Origin of the sequence: Propioniciclava soli, from assembly GCF_014858005.1 — a bacterium.
In the GTDB taxonomy this organism is placed as follows: domain Bacteria; phylum Actinomycetota; class Actinomycetes; order Propionibacteriales; family Propionibacteriaceae; genus Propioniciclava; species Propioniciclava soli.
In genome coordinates, this window is sequence record NZ_JACYOT010000018.1 from 30,554 (window position 1) to 52,403 (window position 21,850).

The 21,850-nt window shown below is 73.5% G+C and carries 18 protein-coding genes; 7 read left to right on the top strand and 11 right to left on the bottom strand.

Translation table 11 applies throughout. The features are described 5' to 3' along the window. Nucleotides 1–48 precede the first annotated feature (48 nt). The gene (locus tag IFY26_RS14980) at nt 49–879 is read right to left on the bottom strand and encodes a Cof-type HAD-IIB family hydrolase (RefSeq protein WP_332836202.1); all 831 of its coding nucleotides are present in this window, start codon (nt 877–879) and stop codon (nt 49–51) included. 11 nt (nt 880–890) lie between these two features. Beyond that, the gene (locus IFY26_RS14985; protein ID WP_232549811.1) at nt 891–1,772 is read right to left on the bottom strand and encodes an OmpA family protein; all 882 of its coding nucleotides are present in this window, start codon (nt 1,770–1,772) and stop codon (nt 891–893) included. A 205-nt stretch (nt 1,773–1,977) separates the two neighbouring features. Here IFY26_RS14985 and IFY26_RS14990 point away from each other — a divergent pair, with 205 nt between their 5' ends. Genes IFY26_RS14990 through IFY26_RS15010 form a run of 5 tightly spaced genes read left to right on the top strand, consistent with a single transcriptional unit; the run spans nt 1,978 to nt 7,931 of the window. After that, complete coding sequence (locus IFY26_RS14990) at nt 1,978–2,934, top strand: pyridoxal-phosphate dependent enzyme (RefSeq protein WP_232549812.1); 957 nt, start codon at nt 1,978–1,980, stop codon at nt 2,932–2,934. Continuing rightward, nucleotides 2,931–4,397, top strand: a complete 1,467-nt coding sequence (locus tag IFY26_RS14995) for an FAD/NAD(P)-binding protein (RefSeq protein WP_232549813.1) — start codon at nt 2,931–2,933, stop codon at nt 4,395–4,397. The genes IFY26_RS14990 and IFY26_RS14995 overlap by 4 nt, the downstream gene beginning before the upstream one ends. Next, nucleotides 4,390–5,766 (top strand): type III PLP-dependent enzyme domain-containing protein, encoded by a 1,377-nt coding sequence (locus IFY26_RS15000; protein WP_232549814.1) that lies wholly within the window; start codon nt 4,390–4,392, stop codon nt 5,764–5,766. Before IFY26_RS14995 ends, IFY26_RS15000 begins: the two co-directional genes overlap by 8 nt. Then, on the top strand, nt 5,759–6,514 hold the full coding sequence (locus IFY26_RS15005) for a CPBP family intramembrane glutamic endopeptidase (RefSeq protein ID WP_232549815.1): 756 nt from the start codon (nt 5,759–5,761) through the stop codon (nt 6,512–6,514). The genes IFY26_RS15000 and IFY26_RS15005 overlap by 8 nt, the downstream gene beginning before the upstream one ends. Before the next feature lie 4 nt (nt 6,515–6,518). Further along, the gene (locus tag IFY26_RS15010) at nt 6,519–7,931 is read left to right on the top strand and encodes a tryptophan-rich sensory protein (RefSeq protein WP_232549816.1); all 1,413 of its coding nucleotides are present in this window, start codon (nt 6,519–6,521) and stop codon (nt 7,929–7,931) included. A gap of 18 nt (nt 7,932–7,949) precedes the next feature. On the opposite strand, the gene IFY26_RS15015 is transcribed toward IFY26_RS15010, so the two are convergent. Beyond that, the gene (locus IFY26_RS15015; RefSeq protein WP_232549817.1) at nt 7,950–10,874 is read right to left on the bottom strand and encodes a glycoside hydrolase family 2 TIM barrel-domain containing protein; all 2,925 of its coding nucleotides are present in this window, start codon (nt 10,872–10,874) and stop codon (nt 7,950–7,952) included. Between the two features lie 71 nt (nt 10,875–10,945). Between IFY26_RS15015 and IFY26_RS15020 the strand changes: the two genes are divergently transcribed. Further along, a complete protein-coding gene (locus IFY26_RS15020; RefSeq protein ID WP_232549818.1) occupies nt 10,946–11,950 on the top strand; it encodes a glycosyltransferase in 1,005 nt (334 codons plus the stop codon). A 40-nt stretch (nt 11,951–11,990) separates the two neighbouring features. Here IFY26_RS15020 and IFY26_RS15025 read toward each other — a convergent pair whose 3' ends face one another. The 3 genes from IFY26_RS15025 to IFY26_RS15035 form a co-directional block, all read right to left on the bottom strand. Beyond that, nucleotides 11,991–12,635, bottom strand: coding sequence for a hypothetical protein (locus IFY26_RS15025; RefSeq protein ID WP_232549819.1), 645 nt, complete (start codon nt 12,633–12,635; stop codon nt 11,991–11,993). After that, entirely contained in the window at nt 12,632–14,389 is a 1,758-nt protein-coding gene (locus tag IFY26_RS15030; RefSeq protein ID WP_232549820.1) for a PHP domain-containing protein, read from the bottom strand. Before IFY26_RS15030 ends, IFY26_RS15025 begins: the two co-directional genes overlap by 4 nt. Before the next feature lie 411 nt (nt 14,390–14,800). Next, a complete protein-coding gene (locus IFY26_RS15035) occupies nt 14,801–15,388 on the bottom strand; it encodes a DUF1349 domain-containing protein (RefSeq protein WP_232549821.1) in 588 nt (195 codons plus the stop codon). A 47-nt stretch (nt 15,389–15,435) separates the two neighbouring features. Here IFY26_RS15035 and IFY26_RS15040 point away from each other — a divergent pair, with 47 nt between their 5' ends. Continuing rightward, nucleotides 15,436–16,284: a DNA-formamidopyrimidine glycosylase family protein gene (locus tag IFY26_RS15040; RefSeq protein WP_232549822.1), complete on the top strand. Its 849-nt coding sequence runs from the start codon at nt 15,436–15,438 to the stop codon at nt 16,282–16,284. Here the strand turns inward: IFY26_RS15040 and IFY26_RS15045 are convergent. From IFY26_RS15045 to IFY26_RS15065, 5 genes are read right to left on the bottom strand one after another with little or no spacing between them, the layout of a single operon-like run. Further along, nucleotides 16,266–17,633 carry an FAD-dependent oxidoreductase gene (locus tag IFY26_RS15045; protein ID WP_232549823.1) on the bottom strand — a complete coding sequence of 456 codons (1,368 nt, stop codon included), beginning with the start codon at nt 17,631–17,633 and terminating at the stop codon, nt 16,266–16,268. The two genes, IFY26_RS15040 and IFY26_RS15045, sit on opposite strands and share 19 nt — an antisense overlap. Nucleotides 17,634–17,691: 58 nt before the next feature. Next, a complete protein-coding gene (locus tag IFY26_RS15050) occupies nt 17,692–18,405 on the bottom strand; it encodes a maleylpyruvate isomerase family mycothiol-dependent enzyme (protein ID WP_232549824.1) in 714 nt (237 codons plus the stop codon). Beyond that, nucleotides 18,402–19,229 carry a fumarylacetoacetate hydrolase family protein gene (locus IFY26_RS15055; RefSeq protein WP_232549825.1) on the bottom strand — a complete coding sequence of 276 codons (828 nt, stop codon included), beginning with the start codon at nt 19,227–19,229 and terminating at the stop codon, nt 18,402–18,404. Before IFY26_RS15055 ends, IFY26_RS15050 begins: the two co-directional genes overlap by 4 nt. Next, on the bottom strand, nt 19,229–20,365 hold the full coding sequence (locus IFY26_RS15060) for a cupin domain-containing protein (protein ID WP_232549826.1): 1,137 nt from the start codon (nt 20,363–20,365) through the stop codon (nt 19,229–19,231). Before IFY26_RS15060 ends, IFY26_RS15055 begins: the two co-directional genes overlap by 1 nt. A gap of 58 nt (nt 20,366–20,423) precedes the next feature. Continuing rightward, a complete protein-coding gene (locus IFY26_RS15065) occupies nt 20,424–21,815 on the bottom strand; it encodes an MFS transporter (protein ID WP_232549827.1) in 1,392 nt (463 codons plus the stop codon). Nucleotides 21,816–21,850 lie beyond the last annotated feature (35 nt).

Below are 21,850 nucleotides of genomic sequence, written 5' to 3' on the forward strand. Positions count from 1 at the left end.
GCATCCATGGTACCCCAGGGGGGTATCACGACAAGCGCTGGCCGCCCGTCAGAGGCCGAGCAGGTGCTCCAGCACGCGGAGGACGCCGTGGTCGGCGTTCGAGGACGCCCCGTACCGCGCGCGCTCGCGGATGGCCGGGTGGGCGTTGGCGGTCGCGAACGACCAGTCGGCCTCGTCCAGCATCTCGGCGTCGTTGAAGAAGTCGCCGAACGCGACGGTCTGCGCGCGGGTCACGCCGAGGTCGGCCTGCAGGGCGCGCACGGCCGCACCCTTGTTGATGCCTGCGGCCATGATGTCGATCCAGTTGCGGCCCGACACGACCACCTGGTGGTCGGCGGCGAACTCGGCGAAGCGCGCCACGGAGACCTCGGCGTCGTCGAAGTCGTAGACGGCCATCTTGATGATCTCGTCGTCGACGGCCAGCTGGTCGGCCACGAGCTGCATGGTCACGTAGTAGGGGGAGCACGCGGTGAGGAAGGCGTCGTCGGTGCGTTCGAGGTAGGCCGCGCGCTTGCCGCAGACCACGACCCCGAGGTCGAGCCCGTCGGCCCGGGCCGCGCGAGTGGCCGCCACGACGGACTGCCACAGGCTGGGCGGCAGGACGGCCGACGACACCTCGGCGCCGTCGCGCACCACGTACGTGCCGTTCTCGGCGATCAGCGACATGCCGTCGAGCGCGCGCTCGAACAGTGTCTCCAGGGTCGCGCGCTGGCGTCCGGACGCCGGCGCGAACACGATGCCGCGCTCACGCATCACGTCCAGCAGCGGCCAGAACTCGTCGGGCAGGTGGCCGGCGTCGTCCAGCAACGTCCCGTCCATGTCGCTGACGACGAGCCGCAGATCGGCGTCCCGAGGCAGGTGGTGGTGCGGCACGGCCACGTCAGGCCCCGTCACTGCACGGCCACGTCGACGCGCCGGTTGAGGGCATCGTCGTCGCTGACCGGGGCGTTGGCTGCGTTGCCCTGCACGAGCAGGGACTGGCTCGGCACCCCGGCCGCCTCGAGGGCGGCGGCGACCACGTTGGCCCGCTCCAGGGCGAGCGCCTCGTTGCCGGATTCCGAGCCGCGGGCGTCCGTCTGGCCGACGACGGTGAGGGTCGTGTCGGGGCACTGCGCCACGAGCTCGGCGATCTCGGCGACGGCGGTCTGCGACGCGTCGGTGAGGTCGGTCGAGCCTGTCTCGAACACCAGGGCGGGTGGCTGGGACGCCTCCCGCACCTTGGCGCCGACCACGGTGCACAGCTCGACGATGGCGATGGTGTCGGTGACCTCGGCGTCGGGGAAGGCGGTGGTCACGGCGTCCACCGCGGCCTGTCGCTCGGCCTCGTCGGTGACGGTGCCGGCCACGACGGCGTCCCCCGCGTTCACGTTGAGGCTCACGGCCTCCACGCCGACGAGCTCGGACGCCAGCGCCGTGAGCGCGTCGGCGTCCGGCAGCCACGCGCCGTCGACCACGGTGAGCTGGTCGTCCACCGGCACCCCGGCGCCCAGGCCCGCCGAGACGGCGGCGACGGCGGCCGCGCGGGCGGCGTCGTCGGTGGCGGCGCCGGCCAGGGTGAACGTGCCGTCGGCGACCGTCAGGGAGAACTGGGCGACCGGCGCCGCTGCGGGGGTCGGGGCAACGGTCGCGGTGGCCGTGGCGGAGGGCGTCGGGGCCGGCGCGGTGCAGGCCGCCAGCGGCGCCAGGGTGAGCAGGCAGGCCAGCGCGGCGGCGGCCCGGCGGCGGTGCGCGACGGCGTCCGGGCGGCGGGGAAGGGTGTGCGGAATGGTCACCCCCCGACGATAACGCCGCGGGGTGGGGCGGCGGCGTCCCCGCCCGGCGTCCGGGCCGGGCGGGCGCGGGCTCGTGGGCCGCTGACTAGGGGTGGCGCGGCCCGGGGCCAACAACGAGCAACCGGGGCCACCGGCCACCCTTCCGGGGGTGGGTTGCGGTGGGCCGGCGGGCTAGGATGTGCCCCATGAGCGGCCGAGGCGGACGATGACGACCGTGCCCACCGGCACGCGCGCGAGAATCGGCAACACCCCGTTGGCCCGTCTCGACCGCCTGCCCACTCCGCGCGGCGTGCGCGCCTGGGGAAAGCTCGAGTGGTTCAACCCCGGCGGCAGCGCGAAGGACCGCTCCGCCCAGGCCATGGTGGACGCCGCGCTGGCGTCCGGCCGGATCGGCCCGGGCTCGGTGCTCGTGGAATCCAGCTCCGGCAACTTCGGTGTCGCCCTGGCCCGGCTCTGCGTGCGGCACGGCATGACCCTGCACGTCGTGGTCGACCCGCGCTCCAACCGCACGACGGTCGCCACGATGCGCGCCCTGGGGGCGACCGTCCACGAGCTGACCGAGCCCGACCCCGACACCGGCGACTGGCTCACTGCGCGCATCGCGAAGGTCGCCGAGCTGCGCGAGCGGTGGCCCGACGCGTACTCCCTCGACCAGTACTCCAACCGGGCCGCCCTCCGCGCCCACGCCGACGGCACGATGGCCGAAATCGTGCGCGACCTCGGCCGCGCCCCCGACGTGGTGGTCGTCGCCACGTCCACCACCGGCACGATCGGCGGCTGCCTGACCCACGTGCGCGAGCAGGGGCTCGACACCGCGGTGGTGGCGGTCGACGCCGAGGGCAGCGTGCTGTTCGGCGGACGCCGCGGGCAGCGGCTGCTCTCGGGGTTCGGCGCGGGGATCGTGCCCGGCCTGGCCGAGGGCGTGGTGCCCGACGACGTCGTCCGCGTCTCGGACGCCGCGGCGGTCGCCGGCTGCCGCCTGCTGGCGCGCACCGAGGGCATGCTCGTGGGCGCCTCGGCCGGCGCGGTCGTCCACGCGATGACGACGCTGGCGGTGGGGGACGCCGACGTGGTCGGCATCTTCCACGACGCCGGTCTCGCCTACCTCGACACGGTCTACGACGACGCCTGGGTGGCCGAGCACGTGGGCGCGTTGCCGTGAGCGGTGCCGGCGGCGGAGGGCGTGGCAGCGGCGTCCGGCGGGTCGCCGTGCTCGGTGCCGGCCCGCGCGCGTTGTGGGCGGCCGAGTGCCTGGCGGACGCCGCCGCCGACATCACCCTCGACGTCTTCGACCCCCGCCCGCCGGGGGTCGGCTCGGCCTATGCGGTGGACCAGCCGCGGCACCTGCGGCTCAACGTCACCTCCGCGATCGTCCGGACGGGCCTGGGTGCGTTCGACGACTGGCGGCGAGCCCGCGGCGAGGGTGCCGAGCTCGACCCCTTTCCGCCGCGCGCCCTGGTGGGTGCCTTCCTGGCCCACGCCTGGGCCGCGGTCGCCGAGCGCCTCGACGTCCGCCACCACGCGGTCGCGGCCACCGCGCCGCGTCCCGAGGAGGGCCGTTGGCGCGTCGGCGGGCCGGACGCCGCCGGTGAGCTGTACGACGAGGTGTTGCTCGCGACCGGCCACGAGTCCGCCTGGCCCGGCGCCTGGCACCACGCCCGCCCCGACGCGGTGCCCGCGTTCCCCGTCAACGGGCTCACGCCCGAGCGCGTCCCGGCCGGACGCCCCGTGGCCGTGCGCGGCACCGCGCTGACCTTCATCGACGCCGCGCTCAGCCTCACCGAGGGTCGCGGCGGGCGGTTCACCGACGCCGGCTACGAGACCGGCGGTGCCGAGCCCACCATCGTGCCGTTCAGCCGGCACGGCCGCTTCATGGAGCCCAAGCCGGAACCGGACGGACCCCTGGCTGCCCTGGACCTCGCGGAGCCCCGCGCGGCGGGCGCCGGCGCGATCGCCAGCACCCCCGGCAGCGCCCGGTGTGTCGCCGAGGCGGTGCGCGTCACGGCCCAGGCGTACCTGCGGCAGGCCGGCGGCAGCGGTGACGTGGCCGCCGTGCTGGCCGGCACCGACGGCAGCGCCGATCCGGTCGCCGACCTGCGCCGCTCGCTGGCCGTGGTGCGCGGCGAGGAGCGTCCGCACGCGCCGTGGGCGGTGGGGCAGGCGTTCCGGGACCTGTACCCGGCGATCATCGCCTCGCTGTCCTTCGAGCGCTGCCCGGCGGGGGAGTGGGCCACCTTCGCCGCGCTCGCCGCCACCCTCGAGCGCGTCGCGTTCGGGCCACCGCCGGTGAACGCCGCCAAGGTGCTGGCGCTGGTGGACGCCGGCGTCCTCGCCCCGCCGTCGCGCACCGAGCCCGCCGCCGAGGCCCGGGTGGACGCCGTGATCGCGCCCCCCGGCGTGGTGCCCGGCAGCCTGACCGCCGCCCTCGTCGGCCGCGGCATCGGACGCCTCGCCTCCGGCCGCCGGGGGTTGCGCGTCGGGCCAGACGGCGGCGTCCCCGGTTGGCCGGGGTTGGCCGCGGTGGGCCGCAGCACCGAAGACGTGGTGATCGGCAACGACACCCTGTCCCGTACCCTTCATGACGTGGTGCCCCGTTGGGCCGAGAAGGTGAGCCGCGATGCCTGAGACCGTGACGTTGCAGGGGCAGCCCCCGCTGACCCCCCGTTGGGAACCGTGGATGCGTGCCCTGCTCGCCGACCCCGAGCGCGTGGCCGCGATCGTCGCCGAGCACGGCTCGCCGGTCAACGTGCTGAACCCCGAGCCGCTGACCCGCAACGCTGCGGAGCTGACGTCGCTGGGCCCGGTGCGCGACCTGGAGATCCAGCTGTTCTTCGCCCGCAAGGCCAACAAGGCGCTCTGCTTCGTCGACGCCGCAGCCCGCGCCGGGTTGGGCGTCGACGTGGCCAGCGAGGCCGAACTGGCCCAGGTGCTGGACGCCGGCGTCCGGCCCGAGCGGATCATCGTGTCGGCGGCCATCAAGAACCGTGCCCTGCTCTCCCTTGCCCTGACCCACGGCGTGACGGTGTCGCTCGACCACCTCGGCGAACTCGCCGAGCTCACCGCGCTGGCCGCAGCCACCTCGGCCGGGGGGCGCGGCGTCCGCCCGCCCGTCGCGTTGCGGCTCGCGCTGCCGCCCAGCTCCGGCGTCGCCCCCACCCGATTCGGAGAACTGGCCGACCGGTGGCTGGGCGCCGATCTCGACGGCGTGGACGTGACCGGCGTCCACTTCCACCTCAACGGCTACAGCGCGGCCGAGCGCGTCACCGGCATCGTCGCGGCGTGCGACCTCGTGGACGCCCTGCGCGACCGCGGCCACCGCCCGTGGTTCGTGGACGCGGGCGGCGGCGTCCCCATGAGTTACCTGGATGACGCGCAGGAGTGGGAGACGTTCTGGGAGGCCCAGCGCGCGGCCGTCGCCGGCGAGGCGGAGCCGCTGACCTGGAACGGTCACCCGCTCACCACCGTCTACCCCTACCACCAGCAGCCCACGCGGCGGGCCTGGTTGACCGCGGTGCTCGACGCGCCCGCCCGGCGTGGTGAGGGATCGGTGGCCCAGGCGCTCGCGGGCCGGCGGCTGAGCCTGCACCTCGAGCCGGGCCGCGCGCTGCTGGACGGCTGCGGTCTGACCCTGGCGCGGGTGGCGTTCACCAAACAGCGCAGCGACGGCGTCGGCCTCATCGGCGTCGAGATGAACCGGACGCAGTGCCGCACCACCTCCGACGACTTCCTCGTGGATCCCGAGCTGGTCACCTGGTCGGGCGCCGACGCGCCCTTCACCGGCTTCCTCGTCGGGGCCTATTGCATCGAGAACGAGCTGATCCTGCAGCGGCGGCTCACCGCGCCGGGCATCGCGCCGGGCGACATCGTCGCGCTGCCGAACACCGCCGGGTACTTCATGCACATCCTCGAATCCGGCTCCCACCAGTGGCCGCTGGCGCGCAACGTGGTCTGGCAGGACGCCGGGCCCCTCCGGCAGGACCGCATCAATGGCTGACCCCCAACGCGACGGCCTGCTGGGCCCGGGCGGACTCGTCGGTGAGGTGCGCGCGTTCGTGGACGCCGCACTGCTGCACCCGGTCGAGCGCGACCACACCGAAACCACCGCGCAGCTCCGACGCCGCCGCATCGTCGTCACCGTCACGGCCATCGCCGGGGCGCTCGCGCTCGGCGCGGCGCTGGCGATCCGCCCCGGTGATCCGCTGTTCTACCCGGCGACGCTGGGCATCGCGGCGATCTGGGCGGTCGGGGCGTTCGCGTCCGGACGCCTCCACCTCGGCCGGGCGCACACCCGCTCCGGGGGGCAGAGCCGTGCGGTGCTGCAGGGCTTTCTCCTCGGCGCGGCCCTGCTCGGCATCTTCGTGCTGGGGGCGTTCGTCGTCAGCCGCATCCCGGTGCTCCGCGGGCCGGTGGAGGGGCTGCTCGACCACGCGCGCTTCGGCTCGCTGTGGATCGTCGCGCTCGTGACGGCGATCAACGGCATCGCCGAGGAACTCTTCTTCCGCGGCGCGACCTATGCCGCCCTGGACCGGCGGTGGAACCTCGCCGGATCGACGGTGCTCTACGCGGCGTCCACCCTGTTCTCCGGGGTGCCGCTGCTCACGTTCGCGGCCGCCTGCCTCGGCCTGCTCACCGGCGCGCAGCGCCGCGTGACAGGCGGGGTGTTGGGGCCGATCGTCAGCCACCTCACCTGGTCGCTGGGCATGCTGTTCGCCCTGCCCCTGGTGTTCTCGACAGGAGTCTGAACCCATGACCGAACCCACCACGACCGAATCCCGCCTCGCGCTCGTCACGGGCGCCTCCGGCTCGATCGGCGCCCTCCTCGTGCCGAAGCTGTTGGACGCCGGCTTCCGCGTCCGCGTGCTGGCCCGTACGCCCGGCAAGCTGAACGACGACTGGCGTGACCGCGTCGAGGTCGTCCAGGGCGACGCCTCCGAGGCCGAGGACGTCCGCCGCGCCGTCGAGGGGGTCGACGTCGCCTACTACCTGCTGCACTCGATGGACTCCGACGGCAACTTCGCCGAGCGCGATCGCTTGCTGGCCCACACCTTCGCCGACGCCGCGGCGGCGGCCGAGGTGGGACGCCTCGTGTACCTCAGCGGGCTGCACCCGGACGGGGTGGAGCTGTCCGATCACCTCGCCTCCCGGGTGGAGGTCGGCGAGATCCTGCTCGCCTCGGGGGTGCCGACCGCGGTGTTGCAGGCCGGCGTCGTGCTCGGTGACGGTTCGGCGTCCTTCGACATGCTGCGCCACCTCACCGAGCGGCTGCCCGCGGCGTTCGGGCCGCGCTGGCTGAACAACCACATCCGCCCGATCGCCGTCGACGACGCGCTGTTCTACCTGCTGCGCGCCGCGGACCTGCCGGCCGAGGAGTCCCGCCCCATCGACATCGGCATGGACGAGGTGTTGACGTACTCCGACATGATGCGTCGCTACGCCCGGGTCGTGCGGCTGCACCGGCGCCGGATCGGCACCGTGCCGGTGCTGACGCCGGAACTCGCGTCGTACTGGGTCGGTTTCATCTCACCCGTGGACGCCGCCATCGCGCGTCCGCTGGTGGGCAGCCTCACCCACGACGCGGTGGGCGACATCGCGGACGCCCGCCGCCTGCTCGGCGAGCCGGAGGGTGGGCTGACCGGCTACGACGCCGCGATCCGCCGCGCAACCCGCGATCTCGACCCCCACCGCTGGGGCCGGACGGCGGGCCGGGTCGTGCTGGGCGTGGCCGCCACCGCGGTGGTCGGCTCGGTGCTGAGCAATCCGGACAGCCGGTGGTTCCGCCGGCTCGACAAGCCGGACTGGCAGCCGCCGAACGTGGCGTTCCCGCTGGTGTGGAGCGCGCTGTACGGGCTGATCGCCGTGGCGGGCACGGCCACCGTGGCCGACCTGGCCGAGGACGACGAGCACGAGGCATCCGAGGCGTTCGGGTGGGCGCTCGCGGGGAACCTGGTGCTGAACGCCGCCTGGAGCGGGCTGTTCTTCCGCGCCCACAACCTGCCGCTGGCCACTGCGGGCGCGGCGGCGCTCGCCGCGTCGTCGGCCGACCTCACGCGCCGGGCCGCCCCCGCGGGTTGGGGCAAGGCGGCCGCGCTGGGTGCCTACACCGCCTGGTGCGGGTTCGCCACGGCGCTGTCGGCGTCGCTGGCGCGCCGCAACCGCTGAGCGGGGGCCGGGCGCCGCTCAGCCGACGCGCAACGCGAACGACGCGGACGCCGGCCGCGGCCAGAGCGCGAACCGGGGCCGGACGTCGGGCCCGCACGAGCGGGACCCCAGGCCGTGCTGGGCGAGATCCAGCACCAGGTGCGTGGCCTGCGGCGGCGGCAGCTCGTGCGGGTGCGCCGCGGCGGCCAGCTCGGCCGCGCTGTGGAGGCCGACGGTGAACCCGACGCGGTGACCCGCAACCGGCGTGGTCGTGACCGTGAGCGGGGGCACGCCCTCGCCCGTCAGCGTCAGCTCGCGCAGGCCGGCCCGGTGCCCGGATTCCTGCGGCACCGCGTAGGGCACCGTCAGCTCGGCGACGTCCGCCTCGAACCGACCCACGCGCGCCGCGGCGTCGCTGTCGGGGTAGTTCTCGTGCGGTCCGGTGCCGAACCAGGCGGCACGGCCGTGGCCCAGCGGCAGCTCGAAGGCCAGGCCGATGCGGGGCCACGTGCGATCCCACCCCGTGGAGGGCGTGACGTCCACCGCGCAGGTCAGTGCGCCGTCGGTCCAGGCCCAGCGCTGCTCCACCACGACGTGCTGGGCGATGCCGGCCGGAGCCACGAGCGTGCGCACGAGGAGGCCGTCAGCGTCGGCGTCGGCGGCCAGGACGCGGTGCTGCAGCCGGTCGAGCCCCGCCTCGCGCCAGCGCGCGGCCGAAGAGGGGCCGGGGGCGCCGAGCCCGCCGGTCTCCTCCGGTGCGCCCAGCTCGTAGGAGCCGAAGCCGCTGAGCAGATCGTTCTCGGTGGGTGCCCGCCACAGCGTCAGCTGGCCGCCGGTCAGGGCGAGCCCGCCGAGGGAGGTCAGGCGTCCGGATTCATCGAACGTCGCCTCGCCCAGGGTGTAGCCCGACGCCGTCGCCACCCCCGGCTCGGCGGAGGTGGCGCCGGGCGCGGGTGCTGTGGCCTCGCGGAGCTGGCGCTGCGCGGAGGTCACCACGTGGCCGGCGTCGGCCCACGGGGCGGCGGCGGCCAGCTCGGCGCGCACGGTGAGCCAGTGCTCGCCGGGGGCGTCCAGGGAGAGGTCGGGCAGCGCGGCGGACGCCTCCGCCCCCGCAAGCACCGGCGGCACGTTGAGGGTGCCGGACGCGACGACGTGACCGTCCACCTCGTGGTCCCAAGCGAACGTGAGGTCCGCGGTGTCGCCGTCGTGGCGACGGTTCTCGACGGTCACGGCGCCGGTGCCGACGTTCACCTTGATGGGCGTGACAACGGCGGCGAACTCCGCGAGCGCGGGGGAGGGCGTCCCGTCGGCGAGCAGCAGGCCGTCGCACACGAAGCTGCCGTCGTGGAACTCCTCGCCAAAGTCGCCACCGTAACCGTGGAACGGCGTCCCGTCCGCGGTGTGGGTGAGCAGGCCGTGATCGCGCCACTCCCACACGAAACCGCCGTGGATCGCCGGGTGGGCGTCGAACACCTCCTCGTACTCGGCCACGCCGCCGGCACCGTTGCCCATGGCGTGCACGTACTCGCACAGCATGATCGGACGCCCCGCGCGCGCCACCGTCAGGCGGCGCAGCTCCTCCAGGGGCGCGTACATGCGGGAGACCACGTCGGGCACGAGGTCGTCGTGGTCGCCCTCGTAGTGGATCGGACGCGACGGGTCGCGGCGCCGCAGCCAGGCCGCCATCGCCGCCAAGTTGCCGCCCACGCCGGCCTCGTTGCCGAGCGACCACGCGATGATGCAGGCGTGGTTCTTGTCGCGCTCGAGCATGCGCTCGGCGCGGTCGAGGTACACGTCGCGCCAGGCGGGGTCGTCCGACGGGTTGCCCTGCCAGCCGGCGGCGACGAAGCCGTGGGTCTCGATGTCGCACTCGTCGATCACCCAGAACCCCAGCTCGTCGGCCAGGGCGAGCAGCGTGGGGTGCGGCGGGTAGTGGCTGGTGCGGATCGCGTTGACGTTGTACCGCTTCATCAGCTCGAGTTGGCGGCGCAGCTCGGCGGGGTCGACGACGCGGCCGTTCACGGGGTCGAAGTCGTGCCGGTTCACCCCGCGCAGCCGGACGCGGCGGCCGTTGACCAGCCAGGCATCGCCGTCGATCTGGACGCGACGGAACCCGACGCGCAGCTCGATCGACTCCACCTCGTTGGCGACGGTGACCGTGTACAGCCGCGGCACGTCGGCGCTCCAAGGCTCGACCTCGCCCACGGCGATCGTGCCTGGCGCGTCGGCGTCCACCGTGGCGTCCAGGCCGAGCTCGGGGCAGGTGATCCGCACCGGGCCGGTGGCGCGCAGTTCGGGGGTCAGCGTGCCGCGTCCGGTGGCGGGGTCGACATCGGCGCGGAGCCACACGTCGTCGATGCCGCCGGCGGGCCGGTGCAGCAGCGTCACCTCGCGGAAGATGCCGGGCAGCCACCACTGGTCCTGGTCCTCCACGTAGGTCATCGCCGACCACTGGTGCACGCGCACGTGGAGGGTGTTCTCACCGGGGCGGACGGCGTCGGTCACGTCGAGCTCCTGCCGCAGCCGGCTGCCGCGCACGACGCCGACCTCGACGTCGTTCAGCGTTACGACCCCGATCGACTCGATGCCGTCGAACCGCAGCACCACGCGGCCGTCGTCCAACCAGGCCGCGGGCAGGTCGAAGGTGCGCCAGTGGTCGCCGGTGGGGTTGGCGTCCGGCACGTGTGGCGGGTCGAGCGGGAAGGGGTAGAGCACGTTGTTGTACGCCGGACGCCCGTAGCTCCCCTCTCCGCGCAGCACCCAGTGGGAGGGGACGTCGATGGTGTCCCAGCCTGCGTCGTACACCCCGGGGTTGGACGCCAGCGCCGCCGCCTGGGCGGGCGTGGCCGAGTGGCGGAACCGCCAGGCCCCGCCCAGGTCGATGCGCTCAGCCGTGCTGCTCAGCTCCGAGCGGGGGGCGACGCGCATCCCCGAGCCGGGGGAGATCTCTTCGATGTGCTTCATGGCACCTCCTGGGTTCGACCCTACCGAGCCGGGGCGGTGCCCGTGGCGGCCGACCCCCTAGTCTGGAGGCCATGGCTGATCGTCCCCGTGACCGCAAACCGATCGCGAGCACCATGGTCAGCGAGGCACCCCGGTGGAACCAGGTGGTGCACTCCGACGGCCTCGTCGAGGGCAAGGGTGGGCTGGCGGATCTGGCGTCCCTGTGGCGCGGAACCCGCGGGTACGACACCGTCATCCTGTTGGGGTCCGTGCCCCTGGCCAAGCGCTACCGCGATCTCGTGCTGGCCGCGTTGCTGCGCTGGCGGCGTCCCCGGCCGCGCGTAATCCTCACCGACTGCACCTGGGCCGAGGGCAGCGCGACGCTCGCGCGCCGGTGGCCGTTGCTCGCGCCGCTGCTGCCCGCGCTGCACCGGTCGCTCGTGCGCGCGCTGGACGGCCCGCACGTGACCTACGCGGTGCTGAGCCGTGCCGAGGCGCAGGAGTTTCCCCGCCGCTGGCGCGTCGACCCGGAGCGGGTGGTGTTCACCCCCTTCCCCAGCACCGTGGATCCGGACACCCCACGGCGGTACGGCGATCACGCGTTCGCCGGCGGCAACTCCCAGCGCCGCCACGACCTGCTGGAGGAGGCGTTGGGCGATGCCCCCTTCACCACCGTGGTCGCCTCCCGGTGGGAGCCGCGTCGGCCCAGCCCGAGCCTGCGCTGCGGGCCCGTCCCCCACGAGGAGTTCGTCCGCCTCCTGGCGGAGGCGCGCGTCGTCGTGGTGCCCCTCGACGATGCGGACGGACGCTCCGCCGGCCAGCAGACCTACCTCAACGCGATGCTGCTCGAGAAGCCCGTGGTGGTCACCGACAGCATCGGGGTGCGCGACTACATCGAGGACGGAGTGACCGGCGTGGTCGTCGACGCCGACCCCGACGCGCTGCGGGCCGCCGTGGCCGACGCGATGGATCCGGCCCGCGCCGAGCACTACCGGGCCCTCGGCCAGCGGGCCCGCGAGGCCGTGCTTGCCCGCTTCACCCGCGAGCACTACTTCGACGAGCACCTCTTGGGTCTGGCCGGGTTCCCGACGGAGTAGTGGCCCGGGCCGGGGAGTGACGCCCGCGGCGTCCTGGGGTTCACTTGTCCTGGCAGCAGCGCTTCGGAGCCGGATCCTCGAACGGCACCAGCGTGCCCCCGATCGCGGGCTGGACGGCCAGCACCCAGCGGCCACCCTGCAGATACGGCCGGACATGGTTGCGCGTCTGCAACGGCGTCTCGGGGGTGAACGCCCCGCCGAGCGAACTGACCGCGTCGATGGCGGAGGCGTCGGTGACCTGCGCGACCGGAACGACACCCCTCAGGGCGTCCACCCCGGGGTAGACCACCGCGCGCCCCGCGGTGCCGGACGCCCGCGCCTCGAGCGCCAGCGCGGCCCCGTGGAAGCCGGCGGACGCCCCCGCGCTCGCCCCGCCCACGACGACCGCGGCGGGGCCGGGGAGTGCGTGGTCGTGCGCGTGGGCCGGGCCCGAGGCGTCCGGAGCGAACGCCGCCGCGACGAGGGCGGCCAGGTCGGCGTCCGAGGGGGCCGCGTCCGAGGAGGCGACGTCCGGAAGATCGAGGGTGTAGGCGATGTGGGCGCCGTCACCGTCGGTGACGACGTGGGTGACCACCCAGACGGGCGCGAGCCCGCGCTCGGCGAGCCGCCCGCAGGCGGCCCGGAGCGCGGGCTCGGCGTCGAGGGCGTCGCTGACGCCCTGGTCGACTCCGACGCGACGTGTCACCGGCGAGGCAGCACGAAGATCGCGTTGGTGTAGAACCACAGGTCCTGCCACGGGTTGGCGTCACCGACGACGTCGATGGCCGGGCCGGTGGCGTCCACCGAGCTGCCGTAGAAGCCGGCCTGGGTGCGCTTGCCGTCCGAACCGCGCAGGCGCACGTAGAAGCCCGTGTCGCCGACCTCGCCGAGGTCGTAGGTGAGCTCGATGACGTCGGTGCGGCCCGTCACGTCCCAGGTCTGGACGACCTTGGTCTCGGGGGTGTGGAGCGTGTCGGCGTCCGACACCGGCCCGGTGACCCGGCCCTGGATGACGTCGACCTTGGCCAGCTTCGGCACGAACGTGGCCCAGTTGGGGAACTGCGCCGGCACGATGCGGACGACGAGCTGCGCGCGCTGGCCACGCCTGGCCGTGAGCACACCGCCGAGGTGGGCCTCCTGGTTGTTGAGGCGCACCCGCACGTCGAGCGACTCCAGCAGCCGGCCGTGGTCGACCCACACGCAGTGGTTGCGCAGCCCGGTCATGACGTTGGCGTAGCTGGCCTTGTTCGCGCCCACCACGGTGCGGCTGTAGAAGCCCGGCCAGTAGTCGCCCGCGCTGGTGTTCGGCGAGCCGGAGTACTCCGGCGCGTTGTAGAAGCCCTTGGCGTTGAAATCGCTCCCGGCGCCGCGCTGGGCGGTGTCGAGGTAGTTGCTGTGGCTGTCGGAATTCGCCGAGATGCCCCAGTGCTTGCCCTCGGCGAGCATCGAATCCCACAACCCACCGACGGTGGCGGTGTAGAAGTCGAAGCCACCCCACGTGCGGTAGGACTCCAGCGGGTAGCCGGCGAACGAGTTCGCGCCCGGCGCGTTGCCGTAGTAACCGCGGGCCGAGCCCGGGCCCAGCTGCGTGGTGGAGATGCCGGCCGCCTGGTGACCCGGCGCACCCTCCCAGCCGACCGCGATGCTCGGGTCGGTGTCCCGCCAGCCGCGCACCTCGTGGGGGGAGTCGATGCCGTTGCGGGCGGGGTGGTTGGCCAGGAAGAGGGCGTCGTCGATCTGCTTGCGCTTGACCGAGTCGGACAGGAACATGATGCCGTCGCGCGCCAGCGCCTCGTTCGCGGGCGTGTTGCCCGTGGCGGAGCGGACGCGGCCGTCGAAACCCTCCTCGAACCGCCGCATCACCGAGACCTCGTGCTGGCCCGGGTGGACGATCACGGTGCCGTGCTCGGCGGCGGGAATGTTCCACTCGAGGCCCTGGAAGATGAAGGCATTCGGGTGGCGCTTGCGGGAGGCCTGGATCTCGGGGTTGACGTTCTCGACGCCGATGCGGACGTGCTGCTCGCTGCCGTGGTCGGTGATGACCATCCAGTCCAGGCCGTAGGCGACGCCGTGCTGCACCTGGTCCTCCACCAGGTACATGCCGTCGGAGGAGTAGCGGGTGTGGATGTGGTGGTCGCCGGCGAGCCAGACCTTGGGGGCCTTGTTGTTGGTGCCGCGCCCGCTGCTGTCCGCCTCCTCGGCGGCGGCCGTGGCGACCCCGCTCGCGGTGACCAGGGACGCCGTCGCAGCACCCGCGCCCAGGACGCCGGCCGCGCGCAGGAATCCGCGGCGACCGAGCTGGTGGGGGCTCAGCTCCTTGTCGGGAATCCCGAGGTCGACGACGACCGCCTCCGACTCGCTGATCTCCTCGTGGTGATGGTGGTGGCCGTGACCGCTGTGGTCGTGGTCGTGGTGGTGCCCGTGCTCGTGCGTGTGACCGTGGTCGTGATCGTGGCCCATGACTCCTCGTTTCGCTCGGTGCGTGATCGGATCACCCGTGACGCTAGAAGTCGTCCACGAACTCCAGCGACGCGGTGGCCTACGAAACAGTGAAGGGTGAGTGAACGGACGGGGGTGGGCAACCTCCGGCGCGTCCGGCGTCCCGAGGGCTGGGCGCACGGAGTCCGTGTTCGTCAGAATCTCTGATGAATTGTCACGTGGCGCGCTCGGGCATCACGTGGCGCACCCCGGAGTCACGTGGCGCACCCCGGAGTCACGTGGCGCACCCCGGAGTCACGTGGCGCAGTGGAGCTCACCTCGAGGCCCTTGCACGGGCCGCCAGGTGAGCTGCGCTGCGCCACGTGGAGTTCACCTGCGCCAGGTGAAGCCGAACTGCGCCACGTGGGTACGTTGGAGCCGGTTGAGCGGGGTCTAGTGCAGGGACGCGTCCGCGGCACCGCGTGACCAGCCGGTGAACCGCACGGTGAGGCCCGCCCGGGTCGGGGCGGCGCAGAACGGCCCGGCCCGCCAGGCCAGCGCCGGGTCGATGGGGGCGACGCGCACCAGGCGCCAGTCCTCGTCGGTGCAGCGTGCGCGCACGGTCACGGCGTCCCCCGACCGGCTCACCCGCACAGTGATCTCCCGACCCTGCCAGCCGTCGACCCGGCCGACCGACCAGTCCGAGACGCCGGCCGTCACCACGGCGCCCACACCCAGGTGGCCGTCGGCGAACTCGACGCCGGCCTTCACCCAGTGCTCCGCGTCGGCCCGCAGCAGGACGCCGGCCTGGTCGAACTGCTCGCTGGCACCCCACGCGAACGACACCTCCATCGCCGCCCCGTCGGGGAGGTCGGCGAGCAGCCCCGGCGCGTCGTCATGGATGAAGCCGTAGGACGTGACGCGCCACAGGTCGCTGCCCTCGGCCGGCTCGACGACCAGGGCGTCGCCGTCGGCGTCCGCCCGGACGGGCGCAGTGGTCCAGGTACCGGCGCTCCAGGGCAGCTTCTCCACGTGCTCCATGGGCCCAGCCTGCCACGGGCGGCTAGCCTGTGCGCCGAGGAGGCCCGATGCCCGAGGGTGATGCGGTGTGGCGCACGGCCCGGCGGCTGCACGACGCGCTGGCCGGGGATGCCCTGGTGCTCAGCGACGTGCGCTGGCCCAGCCTGGCGACCGCCGACCTGGGCGGCTGGACGACCGTCGAGGTCATCCCGCGCGGCAAGCACATCCTGCATCGCCTCCGCTCCCCGCAGGGGGCGACGTGGACGCTGCACTCCCACCTCCGCATGGACGGAACGTGGCGCGTCGCCCCCGCCCGCGCCAAGCGCCCCACCGGCCACCGCGTCCGGGTGCTGCTCGGCACCACCAGGGTCACCGCCGCCGGCTCCAGCCTCGGCATGCTCGACCTCGTGCCCACGGGAGAGGAACGCCGCCTCGTCGGCCATCTCGGGCCCGACCTGCTCGGCCCCGACTGGGACGCCGCGCGCGCCGTCGCCAACCTCCGCGCCGACGGTGGGCCGCTCGGCCCCGCGCTGCTCGACCAGCGCCACCTGGCCGGCATCGGCACCCTGTGGGCCGCGGAGTCGCTCTTCGCCGAGCGCCGCCACCCGCTCACCCCGGTGGCCGAGCTCACCGACGCCGACCTGCTCGCGCTCGTCGAGCGCGCCCGCGTGCTGATGGAGCGCAGCCTCGTCACCGGCCGGGGCTCGGAGCAGAACGGTCCGCGCGCCCCCGTCGGCGGGGAGCGCTACCGGCCCAGCCCCGACCGGCAGGGGGCCGGAGAGACGTTCCACGCCTTCGCCCGCGTCGGGCGTCCCTGCCACCGGTGCGGCACGCCGATCGCCCAGCTGGACGCCGGCCCGCGCGCCCAGGAGCGCGGGTTCTCGTTCTGCCCGGTCTGTCAGCCGGCGACCGGTTGAGCCGTGCGGCCGGAGGCGAGGGGGATCGGGACGAACATCTCCGGTTCCTCCTCCGGCACCAGCGCGGTCGGCCCCCACACCCAGTCGGTGAAGGCCCAGTCGTGCGGATCGATCGTGTCGAGCACCGCGTTGCGCTGCAGGCGCTCCTCATTGTGCAGGTGCCAGAGCTCTCCCCAGACCCGGCCGGTCTGCAGGATCCGGCGGCAGTGCTCCGGCCGCACCGCGTCGTAGGCGGTCAGCACGGCGTCCCAGTCCACGGCACCGGACGCGTCCCGCTGGCGCCGCACGTGCTGGCCGAGCACCCAGCCGTCCTCGATCGCCATGATCGCACCCTGGGCCATGTACTGCAGCGGCGGGTGGGCGGCGTCGCCGAGCAGCGCGATGCGGCCGGTGACCCACGTCATGATGGGGTTGCGGTCGAACATGCGCCACCACCGGTCGCGCCACATGAGCGGCAACCCCTTCTGCACCGCCGCGCAGGTGCCCGTGAAGGCGGCGTCCAGCTCGTCGGGCGTGCCCCAGTCCTCCTCACCGGCCAGCGCCTTGGGCGACTCGAAGACGGCCACCTGGTTGAACATCTCCCCGGCACGCAGGCCGTACTGCACGAAGTGGCAGCCGGGCCCGATGTAGACCTGCACGGCCTGCTCGTCGATCCCGTTGTCGCGCGCCTGATCGATGGGCACCGCGCCGCGATAGGCGACGTAGGCGGAGTTCACCGGCTCATCGTCGACCAGCAGCTTGCGTGCGATCGAGTGCAACCCGTCCGCGGCGATCACCACGTCGGCCTCGTCACTCGAGCCGTCGTCGAACGTGACGCGCGCGCCGACCGCCGTCGTGGCGTAGTCGACGCAGCGGACGCCGCCGTGCAGCTCCACGCCGAGCGCCTGGGCCGCGCGCAGGAAGACGCCGTGCAGGTCGGAGCGGTGGATCACCATGTAGGGGTACCCGTAGCGTTCCTCGACTTTCCGCAGGTCGAGTGTCAGCAGCGCCCGGGCGTCGAGGGCGTCGCGCATCACCATCCGCTCGGGCAGGACGCCGAGGCGCTTGGCCTCCTCCAACAACCCCATCTGGTCGAGGATGCGGGTGCAGTTCGACGCGATCTGCATGCCCGCACCGACCTCTCCGAAGGCGCGCTGGCGCTCGTACACCTTGACGCGCAGCCCGGCCTGGGTGAGGTTCACCGCGGTGGAGAGCCCGCCGATGCCGCCGCCGATGATGATGACGTCGGCGCGCTGGCCGGAGGTGAACTCGGCGACCTCGGTGCCCTCCCGCCGGGCGGTCTCGTCCCCGGCGGGCGGCGCACCGGCCGGAGGGGTGGCGGCCGTGCGGGAGTTGGCTTCGTTGCTCATGGACTCCTCCTGTGTTCGTTCGTGGATGACGCGTGCGTGTCGGGTGGTTCGGGTCGGCTCACAGCCAGGGCCCCAGCTCGGGGACGCCGCCGCCGTCGGTGGTGAGGCCGGCGTGGTCACGGCCGGCGAGGTACGCCGCGATCTGCGCCAGCGGCCCGCGCACGGTGACCGGATCGCCGTCCCCGGCCAGTTCCCACCGCTGGTCGGCATCGGTAGGCGCCACGTGCAGCGCAGGGCCCGAGCCGCCGCGCTTGGCGACGATGTCGTCCACGAGCGCGCCCAGGAAGTCGGCCGGCAGGTCGGCGAACGTCACGTCGCCGCCCAGGTCGACGGCGTGCACCATGACCTCCCGCGCGCGCAGCCACGGCGTCTCGGACGCCGGCAGCGTCCGCCCCCGCGCGGTGCGCACCTCGGCGCTCCACGTGGCGTCGTCGAAGGCGTCCCAGTCGGACGCCAGCGCCGCGGCGGAGGCGTCCAGCCACGCCACCAGGTCGGCGGCGGAGCGCTGCGCACCCGCCTCGATGTCGGCGTTGCGCTGCTCCGGTGAGGTGTACATCGGCGTCTCGACGCCGGTGCGGGCCCACGTGGCGAGGTTGCGCAGCGCCTCGGCATTGGCGGCCACGTGGGCCACGAGGTGTTTGCGGCTCCACCCCTGCAGCGCACTGGGCTCGGCGAGGGTGGCGTCGTCGGGGGCGAGTGAGCGCAGGGCACGCCGGACGAGGTCCGTGCCCTGCGCCGCCCAGCGGCGGCCGTCGGCCGGGGTGCGGTTCATCCCGCCACCACCTCGTTGGAGACCGAGCCGATGCCCTCGATCGTGCAGGTCACCGTCTGCCCGGCAGCGAGGTAGACGGGCGGTTTGCGGGCGTGGCCGACCCCGCCGGGGGTGCCCGAGGCGATGAGATCGCCCGGGTTGAGCCGGATCATCGTCGACACGTACTCCACCAGCGCCACCGGGTCGAACACCAGGTCGCCCGTGGTGTCGGACTGCATGGTCTGGCCGTCCACCTCCGTGGAGATCGCGAGGGCCGGGCGGACGCCGCCCACCTCGTCCGGCGTCACCAGCACGGGGCCGACCGGGGTGGTGGAGTCGAAGTTCTTGCCCTGGGTCCACTCACGGGTGCGGAACTGCCAGTCGCGGCACGTGATGTCGTTCATCACGGTGAACCCCGCGATCGCCGCCTCCGCCTCCGCGCCGGACGCCCGACGCACCGGCTTGCCGATGACGACGACCAGCTCGGCCTCCCAGTCGAACTCCTGCGTCTCCTCGGGCCGCACGATCGGGTCGTGGGCGCCGATGAGGGTGTCGGCGAATTTCGGGAACAGCGTCGGGTGCTCCGGCAGGGGGCGTCCCATCTCGGTGATGTGGGTGGCGTAGTTCAGCCCCACGCACACCACCTTGGAGGGGTGGCCGATGAGGGTGGCGTACTCGGCGTCGGACGCCGAGCCGATCACCGCGGACGCCGCTGCGGCGGCGTCCGCCCAGTCGTCTCGGGCGAGGAAGTCGCCCAGGTCGGCTGCGCCGAGGTCGATCAGGTGGTCGGCGTCCACGCGGACCGCGCGGGTGCCGTCGGGCGTGCGTATCGTGGCGAGCTTCATCAGTTCTTCTCCACCTCGACGCGGGCCAGGTCCAACTTCTCGAAGATGGGGCAATCGGAGAATCGGAACAGGTCGAGGTGGCCCGAGTCGGAGCCGTCCTGGCCGGCGTCCGCCTGCGCGGAGAACGGCACCCAGCTCGGCACGACGAACATGTCACCGCGCTCGACGTTCCAGTGGGAGTCGCCGATGGTGACCGAGCCGGCCCCGTCGAACACCTGGAACACCGATGAGCCGGTCTCCTTCAGCGGTGCCGTCTCGCTCCCGGCCGCGATCCGGTGGAACTCGGTGCGGATCGTCGGCAGCACGTCCAGCCCCGTGTTCGGGTTGGTGTAGCGGACGGCGGCGTGGCCCGGCTCGACCGTCACCGCGTGGCCGGCTTTCTCGAGCTGGAGTTGGTCACGCAAGGCGGCGTCGGTGAATTCCCACCGGTAGGCCAGCAGCGGCGACTTGGGGGTCGGGCCGACGAAGCTGAGCGGGGTGAGGCCGGGGCGTCCCCACAGCATCTCGGCGCGGGAGACGTCCGGGGTCTCGAGGGCGTCCAGCTCCTCGGGGCCGAACTCGAAGAAGGTCGACTCGATCTCGTACTGGAACGGGATGTCGAGGCCGTCGATCCACGCCATCGAGTGCTGAGAGGGGTTCTGGTGGGCGTGCCACGCCCAGCCGCCCTGGGGCAGGAAGTCGCCGCGGCGCATCGGCACCGGGTCGGAGTTGACGACCGTCCAGACGCCCTCACCCTCCACGACGAACCGGAAGGCGTTCTGGGTGTGGCGGTGGTAGGGGGCGATCTCCTCGGGGCACAGGTACTGGATGGCGGCCCACAGCGTCGGGGTGGCGTACGGGCGTCCGCCGAGGGTCGGGTTGGCCAGGGCGATCGCCCGGCGCTCGCCGCCGCGGCCGACCGCGACGATCTCGCCGGCCTTCTCGGCCAGCTTGATGAGGTTCTGCCACCGCCACAGGTGGGGCGCGGCCTTGCTCATCGGGTGGAACGGCATGAGGTCGCCGATCTCGTACCACAGCGGAATCAGCATCTCCTCGGAGAAGCCGCGGTAGAGCTCGACCAGCTCCGGGGTCACCGGGGGCTGGTTGGGCGCGTCCTTCGCCTCGAGCCGGACGGGGGTCGGGTGCGTGTTGGGCATGTCTGGAAACTCCCTTGACTTCGGTGGTGTGCGGTGGGGTGCCGTGGGTTGAGGTGTGTCAGTGGCCGATGACCGGGCCGGAGGGCTTCTCCGAGGTCGGGCGCGAGACGGCCAGGGTGATGAGCAGGGTGAGGGCCGCGAGGGCGGCGGCGACGGCGAACATGATGAAGTTGCTGCTCGTGCCCTGGCTGACGTTGGCGCCGGCCAGCGTGACGAGGGCGCCGCCGAGAATCGGGGCGGTGATGGCGCCGATGCGTCCCATGCCGGTGCCGAAGCCGAGCGCGGAGCCGCGCAGGCTGGCCGGGTAGTGGCTCGCGATCGCGGCCAGCACGAGGCACTGGGTGCCGTGGGTGCCGATGCCGGCGAACACGAGGGCGAGGTTGGCCACGAGCGGGTCGCTCGGGTAGGTGAGGAGGAAGGCCAGGCCCAGGGCGGCCAGCGCCGCGGCGGCGATGCCGGACTTCAGGGGCCCGAAGCGGACGCCGGCCCACGCGGTGGCCACCGAGCCGATGACGGCACCGATGTTGAGGCTGAGCAGGAACAACAGCGGGTTGAACATCAGCGTGCGGTAGTGCGGGTCGGCACCCATCAGCTTGGGCAGCCAGGTGCCGAGGCCGTACCAGGTGAACAGCGTGAAGATGGACGCGAGCGCGAACATCACGCTCGCGAGGGCCCACCGCTGGGAGAACAGGGCGCGCAGGCCGCGGGGGCGCGGCGAGGTGGATCCAGCCTCCGCCTCGGTCGGCGTCTCGGCGTGGGCGGCGACGACCTCCTCGAGGGTGTGGTCGACGCCCCAGGCGGAGGCGATGCGCCGGGCCTCGTCCTCGCGGCCGCGGGCGCGTAGCCAGGACGGCGACTCGGGCATGATCCAGGCGGCGACGGCGAGGATGACGAATCCGACACCGGCCAGGGCGTACATGGTGCGCCAGCCCGGCTCGGGCAGCATGACCAGGCCGAGCAGAGCGGCGATCGAGCCGCCGATGGGGATGCCGGACATCATGACCGTCGAGACGAAGGAGCGCTTGCGGGCCGAGACGAACTCGGCCGTGATCGCGTTGGCCGACGGCACGAGGCCGCCGAGACCGATGCCGGCGAGGAACCGGAACACCCCGAACATCTCCTTGTTCACGGCGAAGAAGATCGCCACGGTGAACACCGTGAAGACCAGCCCGCAGGCCAGCACGGTCTTCTTGCGGCCCAGCCGGTCGGCGATGTCGCCGGCGCCCAGGGCGCCGAACAGGGCGCCCACGAACACGAGCGATCCCATGAAGCCGGCCTCGGTGGGGTTGAGGTTCCAACCCGGCTCCGTGATGGCCATGATGGTCGGCAGCGTGGTGCCGTACACGATGAGGTCGTAGCCGTCGAGGACCACGATGAGCCAGCACAGGGCGATGACCAGCCAGGCGGGCTTGGTACGCGTACCGCGACGCGTAGACAGCGTTGTCGTCATGGCGGAAACAGTGCGGCAGGGCGCCGCGGCGGCGG

Bases quoted from the DNA above. Each gene is read 5' to 3' on its own strand.
- IFY26_RS14990 (WP_232549812.1), top strand. From the start codon at position 1,978: ATGACGACCGTGCCCACCGGCACGCGCGCGAGAATCGGCAACACCCCG.
- IFY26_RS15000 (WP_232549814.1), top strand. From the start codon at position 4,390: ATGCCTGAGACCGTGACGTTGCAGGGGCAGCCCCCGCTGACCCCCCGT.
- IFY26_RS15005 (WP_232549815.1), top strand. From the start codon at position 5,759: ATGGCTGACCCCCAACGCGACGGCCTGCTGGGCCCGGGCGGACTCGTC.
- IFY26_RS15010 (WP_232549816.1), top strand. From the start codon at position 6,519: ATGACCGAACCCACCACGACCGAATCCCGCCTCGCGCTCGTCACGGGC.
- IFY26_RS15015 (WP_232549817.1), bottom strand. From the start codon at position 10,874: ATGAAGCACATCGAAGAGATCTCCCCCGGCTCGGGGATGCGCGTCGCC.
- IFY26_RS15020 (WP_232549818.1), top strand. From the start codon at position 10,946: ATGGCTGATCGTCCCCGTGACCGCAAACCGATCGCGAGCACCATGGTC.
- IFY26_RS15030 (WP_232549820.1), bottom strand. From the start codon at position 14,389: ATGGGCCACGATCACGACCACGGTCACACGCACGAGCACGGGCACCAC.
- IFY26_RS15035 (WP_232549821.1), bottom strand. From the start codon at position 15,388: ATGGAGCACGTGGAGAAGCTGCCCTGGAGCGCCGGTACCTGGACCACT.
- IFY26_RS15040 (WP_232549822.1), top strand. From the start codon at position 15,436: ATGCCCGAGGGTGATGCGGTGTGGCGCACGGCCCGGCGGCTGCACGAC.
- IFY26_RS15045 (WP_232549823.1), bottom strand. From the start codon at position 17,633: ATGAGCAACGAAGCCAACTCCCGCACGGCCGCCACCCCTCCGGCCGGT.
- IFY26_RS15050 (WP_232549824.1), bottom strand. From the start codon at position 18,405: ATGAACCGCACCCCGGCCGACGGCCGCCGCTGGGCGGCGCAGGGCACG.
- IFY26_RS15055 (WP_232549825.1), bottom strand. From the start codon at position 19,229: ATGAAGCTCGCCACGATACGCACGCCCGACGGCACCCGCGCGGTCCGC.
- IFY26_RS15060 (WP_232549826.1), bottom strand. From the start codon at position 20,365: ATGCCCAACACGCACCCGACCCCCGTCCGGCTCGAGGCGAAGGACGCG.
- IFY26_RS15065 (WP_232549827.1), bottom strand. From the start codon at position 21,815: ATGACGACAACGCTGTCTACGCGTCGCGGTACGCGTACCAAGCCCGCC.